This is a genomic window from Escherichia sp. E2562 (assembly GCF_005781075.1).
Lineage (GTDB): Bacteria > Pseudomonadota > Gammaproteobacteria > Enterobacterales > Enterobacteriaceae > Escherichia.
Genome location: NZ_VATM01000013.1, coordinates 81,820 through 96,748 on the forward strand (window position 1 = coordinate 81,820; position 14,929 = coordinate 96,748).

General features: G+C 50.8%; 15 protein-coding genes. 10 read left to right on the forward strand and 5 right to left on the reverse strand.

Annotated features, from left to right (window positions below; genetic code table 11):
* Positions 1-6 precede the first annotated feature (6 nt).
* Positions 7-1,506: an inorganic phosphate transporter PitA gene (pitA, locus tag FEK43_RS17570; protein WP_130209156.1), complete on the forward strand. Its 1,500-nt coding sequence runs from the start codon at positions 7-9 to the stop codon at positions 1,504-1,506.
* 67 nt (positions 1,507-1,573) lie between these two features.
* Here the strand turns inward: pitA and uspB are convergent, their stop codons facing one another.
* Positions 1,574-1,909 (reverse strand): universal stress protein UspB, encoded by a 336-nt coding sequence (gene uspB, locus FEK43_RS17575; protein ID WP_124038640.1) that lies wholly within the window; start codon positions 1,907-1,909, stop codon positions 1,574-1,576.
* A 390-nt stretch (positions 1,910-2,299) separates the two neighbouring features.
* Here uspB and uspA point away from each other — a divergent pair, with 390 nt between their 5' ends.
* Both uspA and dtpB read left to right on the forward strand, forming a co-directional pair.
* Positions 2,300-2,734 (forward strand): universal stress protein UspA, encoded by a 435-nt coding sequence (uspA, locus tag FEK43_RS17580; RefSeq protein WP_000323571.1) that lies wholly within the window; start codon positions 2,300-2,302, stop codon positions 2,732-2,734.
* A gap of 354 nt (positions 2,735-3,088) precedes the next feature.
* Positions 3,089-4,558 carry a dipeptide/tripeptide permease DtpB gene (gene dtpB / locus FEK43_RS17585; RefSeq protein WP_130209158.1) on the forward strand — a complete coding sequence of 490 codons (1,470 nt, stop codon included), beginning with the start codon at positions 3,089-3,091 and terminating at the stop codon, positions 4,556-4,558.
* A gap of 48 nt (positions 4,559-4,606) precedes the next feature.
* On the opposite strand, the gene rsmJ is transcribed toward dtpB, so the two are convergent.
* Together rsmJ and prlC are read right to left on the reverse strand one after the other, a co-directional pair.
* Positions 4,607-5,359, reverse strand: coding sequence for a 16S rRNA (guanine(1516)-N(2))-methyltransferase RsmJ (gene rsmJ, locus FEK43_RS17590; RefSeq protein WP_135408194.1), 753 nt, complete (start codon positions 5,357-5,359; stop codon positions 4,607-4,609).
* A gap of 7 nt (positions 5,360-5,366) precedes the next feature.
* Entirely contained in the window at positions 5,367-7,409 is a 2,043-nt protein-coding gene (prlC, locus tag FEK43_RS17595; RefSeq protein ID WP_001301787.1) for an oligopeptidase A, read from the reverse strand.
* Between the two features lie 233 nt (positions 7,410-7,642).
* Between prlC and rlmJ the strand changes: the two genes are divergently transcribed.
* Both rlmJ and gorA read left to right on the forward strand, forming a co-directional pair.
* The gene (rlmJ, locus tag FEK43_RS17600; protein WP_135408196.1) at positions 7,643-8,485 is read left to right on the forward strand and encodes a 23S rRNA (adenine(2030)-N(6))-methyltransferase; all 843 of its coding nucleotides are present in this window, start codon (positions 7,643-7,645) and stop codon (positions 8,483-8,485) included.
* A gap of 71 nt (positions 8,486-8,556) precedes the next feature.
* Positions 8,557-9,909 (forward strand): glutathione-disulfide reductase, encoded by a 1,353-nt coding sequence (gorA, locus tag FEK43_RS17605; protein WP_135408198.1) that lies wholly within the window; start codon positions 8,557-8,559, stop codon positions 9,907-9,909.
* Positions 9,910-9,962: 53 nt separating this feature from the next.
* Here the strand turns inward: gorA and dinQ are convergent, their stop codons facing one another.
* Positions 9,963-10,046 (reverse strand): damage-inducible type I toxin DinQ, encoded by an 84-nt coding sequence (gene dinQ, locus FEK43_RS17610; protein WP_001295215.1) that lies wholly within the window; start codon positions 10,044-10,046, stop codon positions 9,963-9,965.
* A gap of 265 nt (positions 10,047-10,311) precedes the next feature.
* Here dinQ and FEK43_RS22860 point away from each other — a divergent pair, with 265 nt between their 5' ends.
* The 4 genes from FEK43_RS22860 to arsC all read left to right on the forward strand — a co-directional run bounded on the left by FEK43_RS22860 (position 10,312) and on the right by arsC (position 12,925).
* Positions 10,312-10,512, forward strand: coding sequence for a hypothetical protein (locus tag FEK43_RS22860; RefSeq protein WP_167850495.1), 201 nt, complete (start codon positions 10,312-10,314; stop codon positions 10,510-10,512).
* A gap of 277 nt (positions 10,513-10,789) precedes the next feature.
* A complete protein-coding gene (arsR, locus tag FEK43_RS17615) occupies positions 10,790-11,143 on the forward strand; it encodes an As(III)-sensing metalloregulatory transcriptional repressor ArsR (protein WP_135408200.1) in 354 nt (117 codons plus the stop codon).
* Positions 11,144-11,197: 54 nt separating this feature from the next.
* Positions 11,198-12,487 (forward strand): arsenite/antimonite:H(+) antiporter ArsB, encoded by a 1,290-nt coding sequence (gene arsB, locus FEK43_RS17620; RefSeq protein ID WP_135408203.1) that lies wholly within the window; start codon positions 11,198-11,200, stop codon positions 12,485-12,487.
* 12 nt (positions 12,488-12,499) lie between these two features.
* Positions 12,500-12,925, forward strand: coding sequence for a glutaredoxin-dependent arsenate reductase (gene arsC / locus FEK43_RS17625; RefSeq protein ID WP_130209170.1), 426 nt, complete (start codon positions 12,500-12,502; stop codon positions 12,923-12,925).
* A gap of 142 nt (positions 12,926-13,067) precedes the next feature.
* Here the strand turns inward: arsC and FEK43_RS17630 are convergent, their stop codons facing one another.
* Positions 13,068-13,364 carry a metalloregulator ArsR/SmtB family transcription factor gene (locus FEK43_RS17630; protein ID WP_135408205.1) on the reverse strand — a complete coding sequence of 99 codons (297 nt, stop codon included), beginning with the start codon at positions 13,362-13,364 and terminating at the stop codon, positions 13,068-13,070.
* A 105-nt stretch (positions 13,365-13,469) separates the two neighbouring features.
* Between FEK43_RS17630 and FEK43_RS17635 the strand changes: the two genes are divergently transcribed.
* The gene (locus FEK43_RS17635) at positions 13,470-14,528 is read left to right on the forward strand and encodes a permease (RefSeq protein ID WP_135408207.1); all 1,059 of its coding nucleotides are present in this window, start codon (positions 13,470-13,472) and stop codon (positions 14,526-14,528) included.
* The last annotated feature ends 401 nt before the right edge of the window (positions 14,529-14,929 follow it).

Sequence of the window (14,929 nt, forward strand, 5' to 3'; positions counted from 1 at the left end):
CGTCCTATGCTACATTTGTTTGCTGGCCTGGATTTGCATACCGGGCTGTTATTATTGCTTGCACTGGCTTTTGTGCTGTTCTACGAAGCCATCAATGGTTTCCATGACACAGCCAACGCCGTGGCAACTGTCATCTATACCCGCGCGATGCGTTCTCAGCTCGCTGTGGTTATGGCGGCAGTGTTCAACTTCCTGGGTGTTTTGCTGGGTGGTCTTAGTGTTGCCTATGCCATTGTGCATATGCTGCCGACGGATCTGCTGCTTAATATGGGATCGTCCCATGGTCTTGCCATGGTGTTCTCTATGTTGCTGGCAGCAATTATCTGGAACCTTGGTACCTGGTACTTTGGTTTACCTGCATCCAGCTCCCATACGCTGATTGGCGCGATCATCGGTATTGGTTTAACCAATGCGTTGATGTCCGGTACGTCAGTGGTGGATGCACTCAATATCCCGAAAGTATTAAGTATTTTCGCATCTCTGATTGTTTCCCCTATTGTCGGCCTGGTGTTTGCTGGCGGTCTGATTTTCTTGCTGCGTCGCTACTGGAGCGGCACCAAGAAACGCGCCCGTATCCACCTGACCCCAGCGGAACGTGAAAAGAAAGACGGCAAGAAAAAGCCGCCGTTCTGGACGCGTATCGCGCTGATCCTTTCCGCTATCGGCGTGGCGTTTTCTCACGGCGCGAACGATGGTCAGAAAGGCATTGGTCTGGTTATGTTGGTTCTGATTGGCGTCGCACCAGCGGGCTTCGTGGTGAATATGAATGCCACTGGCTACGAAATCACCCGTACCCGTGATGCCATCAACAATGTGGAAGCTTACTTTGAGCAGCATCCTGCGCTGCTTAAACAGGCGACCGGTGCCGATCAGTTAGTACCGGCTCCGGAAGCAGGCGCAACACAACCTGCGGAGTTCCATTGCCATCCGTCGAATACCATTAACGCGCTCAACCGCCTGAAAGGCATGCTGACCGCCGATGTGGAAAGCTACGACAAGCTGTCGCTTGACCAACGTAGCCAGATGCGCCGCATTATGCTGTGCGTTTCTGACACTATCGACAAAGTGGTGAAAATGCCTGGCGTCACTGCGGATGATCAGCGTCTGTTGAAGAAACTGAAGTCCGATATGCTGAGCACCATCGAGTATGCTCCGGTGTGGATCATCATGGCGGTCGCGCTGGCGTTAGGTATCGGTACGATGATTGGCTGGCGTCGTGTGGCGACCACTATCGGTGAGAAAATCGGTAAGAAAGGCATGACCTATGCTCAGGGTATGTCTGCTCAGATGACGGCAGCGGTGTCTATCGGTCTGGCGAGTTATACCGGGATGCCGGTTTCCACCACTCACGTACTCTCCTCTTCCGTAGCGGGGACAATGGTGGTTGACGGCGGCGGCTTACAGCGTAAAACCGTAACCAGCATTCTGATGGCCTGGGTGTTTACCCTCCCGGCTGCAGTTCTGCTCTCCGGTGCGCTGTACTGGATCTCCTTGCAGTTCCTGTAATCGCACGCATAAAAACGAGCGGGTCAGTTTACTGGCCCGCTTTTTTTATGCGTTATTACCGTGGCGCTTAATGCCAAATCACCAACGCAATCAGGCTTACCACCACCAGGCCACACAATGCGCTGGTCAGAATAAACTGACGACGCACGCGCTCGCAGCGACGGATAAACTCATCATCGTGATGATCGCGATAACGTTGAGCATAGATATACCAAACGAGACGCACCTGTTTGTTGGGTTGGCCATGTGAGGTAAAAAAGCCCCCTCCATCAACATATTGATAGAGCAATGGATCGCAATTACGCAGTACCACTAACAACGCGCGTAGTGATGAGAAATAGCGCGCCATGTTAACAATGCAAACGACACATAAAGCCCAAAATAATGCGACGGTGCTTATCATACCCCCTCCCCGGCGACCTGCCCGCGGAGTTCCCCTCCGGGGCTACCGCTCCCGATACGCTGCCAATCAGTTAACACCAGGTCCTGGAGAAACCGCTTTTGTGATGACAAACATCCGAGCGGCTCTATAGATAGTGTAGGAGATCAGGTTGTTTTTTTTCCATAAGGTTAACCACTATCAATACATTCATGTAGAAAATTTGATTATCTGATTGGTAAGCAAGGCGGATTGACGGATCATCCAGGTCGCTATAAGGTAAGGATGGTCTTTTCACTGAATCTTTACGGCTGGGTTAGCCCCGCGCACGTAGTTCGCAGGACGCGGGTGACGTAACGGCACAAGAAACGCAAGCTGGCCAGTCATCGACAACTTTATGGAAGGAGTAACACTATGGCTTATAAACACATTCTCATCGCGGTCGATCTCTCCCCGGAAAGCAAAGTTCTGGTAGAGAAAGCAGTCTCTATGGCTCGCCCCTACAATGCGAAAGTTTCTCTGATCCACGTAGATGTAAACTACTCTGACCTATACACCGGACTTATTGATGTAAATCTGGGTGACATGCAGAAACGCATTTCCGAAGAGACTCATCATGCATTGACCGAACTCTCCACCAACGCAGGCTACCCAATCACTGAAACCCTTAGCGGCAGCGGTGATTTGGGTCAGGTTCTGGTTGATGCGATCAAGAAATACGACATGGACCTGGTTGTTTGTGGTCACCACCAGGACTTCTGGAGCAAACTGATGTCTTCCGCGCGTCAGCTGATCAACACCGTTCACGTTGATATGCTGATTGTTCCGCTGCGCGACGAAGAAGAATAATATCTCCCCCACTTGCTCCTGGACGCCCGCTTATGCGGGCGTTCTGCTTTTTGTGTTGTACCCGAATGCGACGTGCGGGTACAAACACGGGAGTGCTCAATCAAGCCGGTGTTCATCTGCGGTCAGAAACTTCAACTACGCATCGAATAATTCAAATTTACCCCACCAAAAAACAGCATTTAACGCCATCATAACTAAAACAATCAGCATGATTATCTGGTTATTTTTTGCTGAGATAGTGCATTAATGCATTCATTGCATCAATATTAAGAATTTTAGACATGTGTAAACTCTTTCGCGCGCAATCACTTACGCGTTCATACTTTTCATGATGGTATTGAAAGGCTAAAAATTATGAATACAACAACACCCACTGGGATGCTGCAACAACCCCGCCCATTCTTCATGATCTTTTTTGTCGAACTATGGGAGCGATTCGGTTACTACGGCGTGCAAGGCGTCCTGGCCGTTTTCTTCGTTAAACAGCTCGGTTTCTCACAAGAACAGGCTTTTGTCACCTTTGGTGCCTTCGCTGCGCTGGTCTATGGCCTTATCTCGATCGGCGGTTATGTTGGCGACCATCTGTTAGGAACTAAACGCACCATTGTCCTTGGGGCAATTGTTCTGGCGATGGGCTACTTCATGACCGGGATGTCGCTACTCAAGCCAGACCTGATATTCATCGCGCTGGGAACAATCGCCGTCGGCAACGGCCTGTTTAAAGCCAACCCGGCAAGCCTACTTTCGAAGTGCTATCCACCGAAAGATCCTCGTCTCGATGGCGCTTTCACCCTGTTCTATATGTCGATCAATATCGGCTCGTTGATTGCGCTGTCGCTAGCACCGGTTATCGCTGACAGATTTGGCTATTCCGTCACCTATAACTTATGCGGAGCAGGATTGATTGTCGCGCTACTGGTTTACATCGCCTGTCGCGGAATGGTGAAAGATATTGGTTCTGAACCAGATTTCCGACCGATGAACTTCAGCAAATTGTTGTACGTGCTGATGGGCAGCGTGGTGATGATTTTCGTTTGCGCATGGCTGATGCACAACGTGGAAGTCGCCAATCTGGTACTGATTGTTCTCTCTATCGTCGTGACCATTATCTTCTTCCGTCAGGCATTCAAGCTGGATAAAACCGGGCGCAATAAGATGTTTGTCGCCTTTGTGCTGATGCTTGAAGCGGTAGTGTTTTACATCCTCTACGCCCAGATGCCAACGTCGCTGAACTTCTTTGCTATCAACAACGTGCATCATGAAATTCTCGGTTTTTCCATCAACCCGGTGAGCTTCCAGGCGCTTAACCCGTTCTGGGTGGTGCTCGCCAGCCCAGTTCTGGCAGGCATTTACACACATCTGGGTAACAAAGGCAAAGACCTCTCCATGCCGATGAAATTTACTCTCGGTATGTTTATGTGCTCGCTGGGCTTTTTGACAGCCGCCGCAGCGGGAATGTGGTTTGCGGATGCCCAGGGGCTGACATCACCATGGTTTATCGTGCTGGTTTACTTATTCCAGAGCTTAGGTGAACTGCTTATTAGCGCCCTGGGCCTGGCAATGATTGCCGCTCTGGTGCCACAACATTTGATGGGCTTTATTCTCGGGATGTGGTTCCTTACGCAGGCTGCCGCGTTCTTGCTGGGCGGCTATGTGGCAACATTTACCGCAGTACCAGACAACATTACCGACCCGCTTGAGACGCTGCCTGTCTATACCAACGTGTTTGGTAAGATTGGTCTGGTTACACTGGCCGTTGCAGTAGTGATGCTGTTGATGGTGCCGTGGCTGAAACGCATGATTGAGACGCCGGAAAGCCATTGATTATTTTGGAAGAAAACAGGGTAGCGATAACGCTACCCTGTTTTACTTTTATGCCGGTGTACCAGCATAAATATCAAAGCGATGCCCTTTGGTGACAACCGCGTTTGGCGTGGCGACATTCGCCAGCGGCGGCGCGTAGTCCGGGCGCTTTACCACCACACGTTTGGTCGCCAGCAGCCGCGCAGGATCCAGCAACCCATCGGCGTCGAGATCCGGCCCCACCAGCGACTGAAACACGCGCATCTCTTTTTTCACCAGCGCGCTTTTCTGCTTATGCGGGAACATCGGATCGAGATAGACCACCTGCGGGCGCGGGGTAATATCAGTCAGCGCCGTCAGGCTGGAGGCGTGGATCAGCTGCAAACGCTCCTGCAACCAGCCGCCGATCTCCGCATCCGTATAACCACGCGCCAGGCCATCGTCGAGCAATGCAGCAACCACTGGATTACGCTCCAGCATCCGTACGCGGCAGCCGACCGAAGCCAGCACAAAGGCATCGCGCCCCAGCCCTGCGGTAGCATCGACGACATCCGGCAGATAATCGCCTTTAATGCCCACCGCTTTCGCCACCGCCTCACCGCGACCACCGCCAAATTTGCGGCGGTGTGCCATCGCCCCGCCAACAAAATCAACGTAAATGCCGCCAAGCTTTGGCTCATCGCGCTTGCGCAGTTCCAGATGCTCCGGCGTTAACACCAGCGCCATCAGGTTGTCTTCATCATGTTCCAGCCCCCAGCGGGCCGCCAGAACAGATAAGGCGCCGTCTCCGGCGCCCGTTTCATCAATTAAGCAGATTTTCACTGAATGATCAGCCCTTAATGCCGTAATGCTCCAGCATCGCATCCAGTTGCGGTTCACGACCACGGAAACGTTTGAACAGATCCATCGGCTCTTCTGAACCACCACGGCTCAGAATATTGTCGAGGAACGACTGCCCGGTTTCACGGTTGAAAATGCCCTCTTCCTCAAAACGCGAGAAGGCATCTGCTGCCAGCACATCGGCCCACAGGTAGCTGTAGTAGCCTGCCGCATAACCACCGGCGAAAATATGGCTGAAAGCGTGCGGGAAACGGCCCCATGACGGAGACGGTACCACGGCAACCAGTTTCTTGATTTCTGCCAGAGTTTCGAGGATTTTCGCTCCCTGATCCGGGCGGAACTCTGCATGGAGGCGGAAATCGAACAGGCCGAACTCCAGCTGACGCAGAATAAACAACGCCGCCTGGTAGTTTTTCGCCGCCAGCATTTTATCCAGCAACTCTTTCGGCAGCGGTTCGCCGGTTTCATAGTGACCGGAGATAAACGCCAGCGCCTCAGGCTCCCAGCACCAGTTTTCCATAAACTGGCTCGGCAGTTCGACCGCGTCCCACGGCACGCCGCTGATCCCGGAAACACCGGCAGTTTCGATGCGGGTCAGCATATGATGCAGGCCGTGACCGAACTCGTGGAACAGGGTGATCACTTCGTCGTGGGTAAACAGCGCCGGTTTGCCATTTACCGGGCGGTTGAAGTTACAGGTCAAATACGCGACCGGTTTTTGCAGCGAACCGTCTGCTTTACGCATCTGGCCTACGCAGTCATCCATCCACGCCCCGCCGCGCTTGTTCTCACGGGCGTACAGATCGAGGTAGAAGCTACCGCGCAGTTCGTTGTTCTCGTCATACAGTTCGAAGAAACGTACATCCGGATGCCAGACATCAACATCTTTACGCTCTTTAGCGGTGATGCCGTAAATACGTTTAACCACTTCAAACAAGCCGTTAACCGCTTTGTTTTCCGGGAAGTACGGACGCAGCTGTTCGTCACTGATGCTGTAAAGATGCTGTTTTTGTTTTTCGCTGTAGTAAGCGATATCCCACGGCTGCAACTCATCGACGCCAAATTCGGCTTTGGCGAAGGCGCGCAGCTGCGCCAGCTCTTTTTCGCCCTGCGGACGCGCGCGTTTTGCCAGATCGGTTAAGAAATCCAGAACCTGCTGCGGGTTTTCTGCCATTTTAGTGGCAAGGGATTTAAAGGCGTAGTTTTCAAAGCCCAGCAGTTGCGCCAGTTCGTGACGCAGAGCGAGGATCTCTTCCATCACCTTGCTGTTGTCCCACTTACCGGCGTTCGGGCCTTGATCGGAGGCGCGAGTGCTGTAAGCGCGATACATCTCTTCACGCAAGACCTGGTTGTCGCAGTAGGTCATTACCGGCAGGTAGCTTGGGATATCCAGCGTCAGCAGGTAGCCTTCCAGTTCTTTCGCTTCGGCCTGGGCTTTTGCCGCAGCCAGCGCGCTTTCTGGCATACCCGCCAGCTCCGCTTCGTCGGTAACGAGTTTGGTCCAGCCCATCGTCGCATCGAGGACGTTGTTGCTGTACTGGTTGCCCAGCTCGGAAAGACGGGTGGCAATTTCGCCATAACGCTGCTGTTTCTCTTTCGGCAGACCGATGCCAGAGAGTTCGAAGTCGCGCAGTGCGTTATCAACCGCTTTTTTCTGCGCCGTGTTCAGCGTGGCGTAATGATCGCCATCGCGCAGATCGCGATACGCTTTATACAGCCCTTCATGTTGCCCTACCCAGGTGCTGTATTCTGACAGCAGCGGCAAGGTTTGTTCGTAGGCTTCGCGCAGCTCCGGGCTATTTTTCACCGAGTTCAGGTGGCTGACCGGGGAGAAGATACGCCCCAGCACATCGTCCACTTCCGCCAGCGGCTGGCAGAGATTTTCCCAGGTGTACGGTGCCCCTTGCGCTACTACGCGCTCCACATTTTCGCGGCAGTCGTTCAGCGCCTTAGTCACGGCTGGAACCACATGTTCCGGGAGAATTTTAGAAAACGGAGGCAATTCAAAGGGAGTCAGTAACGGATTCGTCATAGGTACAGTCCTGGTTAAAGAGGGGAACAAAACGCTCACAGGCGCTTTCGCCGGGTGTGACACAAAGCATCTCATCCGGCGCGTAATGGCAATAGCATGGGGTTAAGTGTAGTGAATTTCAATGAGAAACGTTACGCTTTCGCGGCGGCGGCCTCTTTTCGGTATACTGTCCTGATAGGCTTTTGTGCGCCCCGAATACGGGCCGATTTTTACTTACCGGAACACCTTTACCCATGCTCAGTTATCGCCACAGCTTTCACGCTGGCAACCACGCCGACGTCCTTAAACATACCGTTCAGAGCCTGATCATCGAGTCGCTGAAAGAGAAAGATAAACCGTTTCTCTATCTCGACACCCACGCAGGCGCCGGGCGTTATCAGTTAGGCAGCGAACATGCCGAGCGTACCGGCGAATATCTCGAAGGTATCGCCCATATCTGGCAGCAGGAGGATTTGCCTGCGGAGCTGGAGCCGTACATCAATGTGGTAAAACACTTCAACCGTAGCGGTCAGTTGCGTTACTACCCTGGTTCGCCGTTGATTGCTCGTCAGCTACTGCGCGAACAGGACAGCCTGCAACTGACCGAGCTGCACCCGAGCGATTACCCGTTGCTGCGTTCTGAATTTCAGAAAGACAGCCGTGCGCGCGTGGAAAAAGCCGACGGTTTCCAGCAGCTTAAGGCCAAGCTACCGCCGGTTTCCCGCCGTGGTTTAATCCTTATCGACCCGCCGTATGAAATGAAAACCGACTATCAGGCGGTGGTCCGCGGGATAGCAGAAGGTTACAAACGTTTCGCCACTGGCACTTACGCATTGTGGTATCCAGTAGTGCTGCGCCAGCAAATCAAGCGCATGATCCACGACCTGGAAGCGACCGGCATTCGCAAAATTCTGCAAATTGAACTGGCGGTGCTGCCAGACAGCGATCGCCGTGGCATGACCGCTTCCGGCATGATTGTGATTAACCCACCGTGGAAGCTGGAACAGCAGATGAATAACGTGCTGCCGTGGCTGCACAGCAAACTGGTTCCGGCTGGCACCGGGCACGCCACCGTAAGCTGGATCGTGCCGGAGTAATTGCAGCCATTGCTGGCACCTATTACGTCTCGCGCTACAATCGCAGTAATCAACGATAAGGACACTCTGTCATGACTAAACACTATGATTACATCGCCATCGGCGGCGGCAGCGGCGGTATCGCCTCCATCAACCGCGCGGCTATGTACGGCCAGAAATGCGCGCTGATTGAAGCCAAAGAGCTGGGCGGCACCTGCGTGAACGTCGGCTGCGTGCCGAAAAAAGTGATGTGGCACGCGGCGCAAATCCGTGAAGCGATCCATATGTACGGCCCGGATTATGGTTTCGATACCACTATCAATAAATTCAACTGGGAAACGTTGATCGCCAGCCGTACCGCTTATATCGACCGTATTCATACTTCCTATGAAAACGTGCTCGGTAAAAATAACGTTGATGTAATCAAAGGCTTTGCCCGCTTCGTTGATGCCAAAACGCTAGAGGTAAACGGCGAAACCATCACGGCCGATCATATTCTGATCGCCACCGGCGGTCGTCCGAGCCACCCGGATATTCCAGGCGTGGAATATGGTATTGATTCCGATGGTTTCTTCGCCCTTCCTGCTTTGCCAGAGCGTGTAGCGGTTGTTGGCGCAGGTTACATCGCTGTTGAGCTGGCGGGCGTGATTAACGGCTTGGGCGCGAAAACGCATCTGTTTGTGCGTAAACATGCGCCGCTGCGCAGTTTCGACCCGATGATCTCTGAAACGCTGGTTGAAGTGATGAACGCCGAAGGCCCGCAGCTGCACACCAACGCCATCCCGAAAGCGGTGGTGAAAAATGCCGATGGCAGCCTGACGCTGGAGCTGGAAGATGGTCGCAGTGAAACGGTGGATTGCCTGATTTGGGCGATTGGTCGCGAGCCTGCCAATGACAACATCAACCTGGAAGCCGCTGGCGTAAAAACCAACGAAAAAGGCTATATCGTCGTCGATAAATATCAAAACACCAACGTTGAAGGTATTTACGCGGTAGGCGATAACACGGGTGCAGTGGAACTGACACCGGTGGCAGTTGCAGCGGGTCGCAGTCTCTCTGAACGCCTGTTTAATAACAAGCCGGATGAGCATCTGGATTACAGCAACATTCCGACCGTGGTCTTCAGCCATCCACCGATTGGTACTGTTGGTTTAACGGAACCGCAGGCGCGCGAGCAGTACGGCGACGATCAGGTGAAAGTGTATAAATCCTCTTTCACCGCGATGTATACCGCCGTCACCACTCACCGCCAGCCGTGCCGCATGAAACTGGTATGCGTTGGACCGGAAGAGAAGATTGTCGGTATTCACGGCATTGGCTTTGGTATGGACGAAATGTTGCAGGGCTTCGCGGTGGCGCTGAAGATGGGGGCAACCAAAAAAGACTTCGACAATACCGTCGCCATTCACCCGACGGCGGCAGAAGAGTTCGTGACAATGCGTTAAATGTTAAAGGGCTAAGAGTAGTGTGCTCTTAGCCCTTAATTACGTTTCCGCTATCAGTTCAGAAGCTGAAGCAGAAAGCGGATCAGTTCCAGCAGCGCAATTAACGCCCCAAGAACGATGATTGCTTTATCAATCACCCGTTTTCTCCATGCGATGGAGTGAGAATGCATCCGCTTACTCATCCATTGCCTGTCACGGCGCATGCCCTATTGTTAGATGTGGGCATTCTCACTCCGGCCAGAGCATCAGTTAACGGCACCACCCGTACCACTGATCAGGACTTTGAAAGCGTTTATGCGCATTGCCAGAGTGAAAATGCCTCAGAGCTAACTGGATAATCATACAGTGAAATTAGGCTAAATAACCAGCATAACCTTGCAATGTATCCTTTAAGGTAATAGCATGGAAAAGTTAGATGTGGGCATTCTCACTCCAGTCAGAGCCACCAACTCAGGGCTGAAGAGTAAAAAAACCGACGCAAAGTCGGTTTTTTTACGTCCTGATTCGGACAAGGCTTGGTACGGCAGCGACCCGATGAAAGTATATAAATCCTCTTTCACCAACATGTATAGCAAACTGTCCCTCTGCCAGCTGAAGAAATAGCTAATTCTTGCAATGTTAGCCACTGGCTAATAGTATTGAGCTGTTAGATGATGGCATTCTCACTCCAGCCAGAGCCACCAACTCAGGCTGAAGAGTAAAAAAACCGACGCAAAGTCGGTTTTTTTACGTCCTGATTCAGACCGCCTTTCAAATGAATACCCAACTCAAAATTCACACCTATTACCATCTTCTGCACTTACACATTCATTAATTCATATATGTTTTTGACTTATCCGCTTTGAAGAGAGACACTGCCTGTAACAATCAGGAGCGCAATATGTCATTTATGTTACCCATCCAACTGTTCAAAATTCTTGCCGATGAAACCCGTCTGGGCATCGTTTTACTGCTCAGCGAGCTGGGAGAGTTATGCGTCTGCGATCTCTGCACTGCCCTCGACCAGTCACAGCCCAAGATCTCCCGTCACCTGGCATTGCTGCGTGAAAGCGGACTATTGCTGGACCGCAAGCAAGGAAAGTGGGTTCATTACCGCTTATCGCCGCATATTCCAGCATGGGCAGCGAAAATTATTGAGCAGGCCTGGCGATGTGAGCAAGAAAAGGTTCAGGCGATTGTCCGCAACCTGTCTCGACAAAATTGTTCCGCAGACGGTAATAACATTTGCAGTTAAAAAATTTATCCAAACACATATGGATTTTCGCATGTGTTTTATCCGGGAGGCATTATGTTACTGGCAGGCGCTATCTTTGTCCTGACCATCGTATTGGTTATCTGGCAGCCGAAAGGTTTAGGCATCGGCTGGAGTGCAACGCTCGGCGCAATACTGGCGTTAGCTACGGGCGTGGTTCATCCGGGTGATATTCCGGTGGTGTGGAATATCGTCTGGAACGCGACGGCTGCGTTTATTGCCGTCATTATCATCAGCCTGCTACTGGATGAGTCCGGCTTTTTTGAATGGGCGGCGCTGCACGTCTCACGCTGGGGCAATGGACGCGGTCGCCTGCTGTTTAGCTGGATTGTCCTGCTCGGTGCCGCCGTTGCGGCCCTGTTTGCCAATGATGGCGCGGCGCTTATTTTGACGCCGATTGTCATCGCCATGCTGCTGGCTTTGGGGTTCAGTAAAGGCACTACGCTGGCGTTCGTGATGGCAGCGGGATTCATTGCCGATACCGCCAGCCTGCCACTTATTGTCTCTAACCTGGTGAATATCGTTTCGGCAGATTTCTTTGGTCTTGGCTTTCGCGAATACGCCTCGGTGATGGTGCCGGTGGATATCGCCGCGATACTGGCTACCCTGGTGATGTTGCATCTCTATTTCCGCAAAGATATTCCGCAGAACTACGATATGGCGCTGCTAAAATCTCCCGCAGAAGCGATTAAAGATCCTGCTACGTTCAAAACTGGCTGGGTTGTTTTACTGCTTCTGCTGGTGGGATTTTTCGTTCTGGAACCACTCGGCATTCCGGTAAGCGCCATTGCGGCAGTGGGCGCGCTGATTTTGTTTGCGGTCGCTAAACGCGGTCATGCGATTAATACGGGCAAAGTCCTGCGCGGTGCCCCCTGGCAGATTGTCATCTTCTCGCTCGGCATGTATCTGGTGGTTTATGGCCTACGCAATGCAGGACTAACGGAATATCTTTCTGGCGTACTCAACGTGCTGGCAGATAACGGCCTGTGGGCCGCGACGCTCGGCACCGGATTCCTCACCGCCTTCCTCTCTTCTATTATGAACAATATGCCAACGGTGCTGGTTGGCGCGTTATCCATTGATGGCAGCACGGCATCTGGCGTTATCAAAGAAGCAATGGTTTATGCCAACGTGATTGGCTGCGATTTGGGGCCGAAAATTACCCCGATTGGTAGTCTGGCAACGCTGCTCTGGCTGCACGTACTTTCGCAGAAGAATATGACAATCAGCTGGGGATATTACTTCCGTACAGGAATTATCATGACCCTGCCGGTGCTGTTTGTGACGCTGACCGCGCTGGCGCTACGCCTCTCTTTCACATCGTAATGAGATACTGATATGAGCAACATTACCATTTATCACAACCCGGCCTGCGGCACGTCGCGTAATACGCTGGAGATGATCCGCAACAGCGGCACAGAACCGACCATTATCTATTATCTGGAAACACCGCCGACGCGCGATGAACTGGTCAAACTCATTACCGATATGGGGATTTCGGTACGCGCGCTGCTGCGTAAAAACGTCGAGCCATATGAGGATCTGGGCCTTGCGGAAGATAAATTTACTGACGATCGGTTAATCGACTTTATGCTGCAATATCCCATCCTGATTAATCGCCCGATTGTGGTTACACCGCTGGGAACTCGTCTGTGCCGCCCTTCAGAAGTGGTGCTGGAAATTCTGCCAGATGCGCAACAAGGCGCGTTCACCAAGGAAGATGGTGAGAAAGTGGTTGATGAGGCGGGTAAGCGCCTGAAATAAAGCGGCTACATCCCCCCTTTGGTTGTTAGCAGTGTGCGCTTTGTTTATGTCGGATGCGACGCTGACGTGTCTTATCCGACCTACAAAGTTATGCAAATTCAATTGATTGCATGAAATTTGTAGGCCTGATAAGCGTAGCGCATCAGGCAATTTTGCTATTTACACAGCATTCCTCACGTAAGAATTCAATTATCGCTTCCAGCATTGCATATTGAGAAACACACATCAGCGTTCGGCTTTCACGGTTTTGCTTAACCAGCCCTACGGATACCAGTGCGGAAATATGGTGGCTGAGTGTCGAGCCAGGGATCCCAAGCTGCTTTTGCAAATCACCGACAGGCAAACCTTGTTCCCCAGCTTTAACAAGATGTTTAAAAATGAACAAACGAGTCGGGTGACCTAGCTCTTTCAGCGCTTTAGCGACTTCTTCCAACTGCATGTGACCCCCTCTGTCTGGTTGATATTTCGATAATACCAGAAATATCTTGATCTGGATTTTATTTCGATTATTCTAGAAATATAGATCAAATCAATAAGGGGGGATATGATGAGTTTGCTTGCGAGGCTGCAAGATGCCGCAGAAATGTTTGTGTTTCTCGCCGTCGAGCTTTCTGTGCTGTTTATGGTGATAAGTGCCGGTGTCAGCCTGATAAGACAAAAGGTGCCTGACCATAAAATCCAGCAGATGATGGGGGCAAGAAAAGGGAAAGGCTACCTTCTGGCAGCGCTATTAGGGGCCGTTACCCCTTTCTGTAGTTGCTCAACAATACCCATGTTACGTGGATTGTTATCGGCAAAAGCCGGGTTTGGTCCGACCCTCACTTTTTTATTTGTTTCACCGCTACTTAATCCCATTATTGTCGGACTAATGTGGGTGACCTTTGGCTGGAAAGTCACGTTGTTGTACGCGATTATCGCTGCCGGTGTCTCAGCCCTCGCCAGTATTGTCCTGGATTCTCTGGGATTTGAACGTCATATCATTGCAAATAACAGTTCATCAGCAAGTTGTTGTACTCAGGCCAAAGCTTCGACAGCATATACGCCTGTAAAAGTAAGTGGCTGTAGTTCAGGCGCAAAACCCATCATTAACATACAGAAAATACGAAACGAGCAGAACGTATCAGGGTGCTGTCCTGCTAAGCCCATTGGTAAATCCACAGTAAACTGTTGCAGTACCGAAAATAAGGTAAGTATTAATCCCATAAAATTAGCCATGAACGATGCATTGCAGCAGTTTAAAGACATACTGCCCTATCTTTTGTTAGGCGTTTTAATAGGCTCTTTTATTTATGGTTTTATCCCTTCAGAATGGATTGCCGCTCATGCAGGAGCAGATAATCCTTTCGCCATTCCGCTAAGTGCAATTATAGGTATTCCGCTATATATCCGGGCTGAGGCAGTGATACCGCTTGCATCGGTTCTGATGACGAAAGGAATGGGTCTGGGCGCATTAATGGCCCTGATCATCGGTAGTGCCGGAGCAAGCCTGACAGAAGTGATATTGCTTAAATCAATGTTCAGAATGCCGATGATAATCGCATTTTTGACGGTTATTTTAAGTATGGCTCTCTTGATGGGTTACTTGACTCAAGTGCTATTTTAAAAAATTGTAATATAACGTTATAGATAGAATTATTAGCCCCTAATCAATCTAAGTAGAAAATCATGGATTCGACATCAATTAAAAATCACAAAAATATCAATTAACGAATTGACTAAAAAATTGACACCCCCAAAAACAAGGAAAGGACAATCGTGCTTCTCTGACTTCTTGTCAGAGAAGCAATATATTTTTCTAACAGTCTCGCTCCTTTTTAAATAAAAGGCTTTAACGACTAGTACAACACAATTATAAATAACTTAAATCAAGATTAATTTTTATATTTTAAATATATCTACAGCATCACAAGATCATAATTTAAATACATTACCAGGAGCTGATGTAAAAAACTTTAAACATAGATTGAAAATCGACATCCTGAGTGGTGAAAAACCATACAAAAT

What these genes read in the sequence shown, in the direction of transcription:
- pitA (WP_130209156.1), top strand. Translation starts at nt 7, where the DNA reads ATGCTACATTTGTTTGCTGGCCTGGATTTGCATACCGGGCTGTTATTA.
- uspB (WP_124038640.1), bottom strand. Translation starts at nt 1,909, where the DNA reads ATGATAAGCACCGTCGCATTATTTTGGGCTTTATGTGTCGTTTGCATT.
- uspA (WP_000323571.1), top strand. Translation starts at nt 2,300, where the DNA reads ATGGCTTATAAACACATTCTCATCGCGGTCGATCTCTCCCCGGAAAGC.
- dtpB (WP_130209158.1), top strand. Translation starts at nt 3,089, where the DNA reads ATGAATACAACAACACCCACTGGGATGCTGCAACAACCCCGCCCATTC.
- prlC (WP_001301787.1), bottom strand. Translation starts at nt 7,409, where the DNA reads ATGACGAATCCGTTACTGACTCCCTTTGAATTGCCTCCGTTTTCTAAA.
- rlmJ (WP_135408196.1), top strand. Translation starts at nt 7,643, where the DNA reads ATGCTCAGTTATCGCCACAGCTTTCACGCTGGCAACCACGCCGACGTC.
- gorA (WP_135408198.1), top strand. Translation starts at nt 8,557, where the DNA reads ATGACTAAACACTATGATTACATCGCCATCGGCGGCGGCAGCGGCGGT.
- FEK43_RS22860 (WP_167850495.1), top strand. Translation starts at nt 10,312, where the DNA reads ATGGAAAAGTTAGATGTGGGCATTCTCACTCCAGTCAGAGCCACCAAC.
- arsR (WP_135408200.1), top strand. Translation starts at nt 10,790, where the DNA reads ATGTCATTTATGTTACCCATCCAACTGTTCAAAATTCTTGCCGATGAA.
- arsB (WP_135408203.1), top strand. Translation starts at nt 11,198, where the DNA reads ATGTTACTGGCAGGCGCTATCTTTGTCCTGACCATCGTATTGGTTATC.
- arsC (WP_130209170.1), top strand. Translation starts at nt 12,500, where the DNA reads ATGAGCAACATTACCATTTATCACAACCCGGCCTGCGGCACGTCGCGT.
- FEK43_RS17630 (WP_135408205.1), bottom strand. Translation starts at nt 13,364, where the DNA reads ATGCAGTTGGAAGAAGTCGCTAAAGCGCTGAAAGAGCTAGGTCACCCG.
- FEK43_RS17635 (WP_135408207.1), top strand. Translation starts at nt 13,470, where the DNA reads ATGATGAGTTTGCTTGCGAGGCTGCAAGATGCCGCAGAAATGTTTGTG.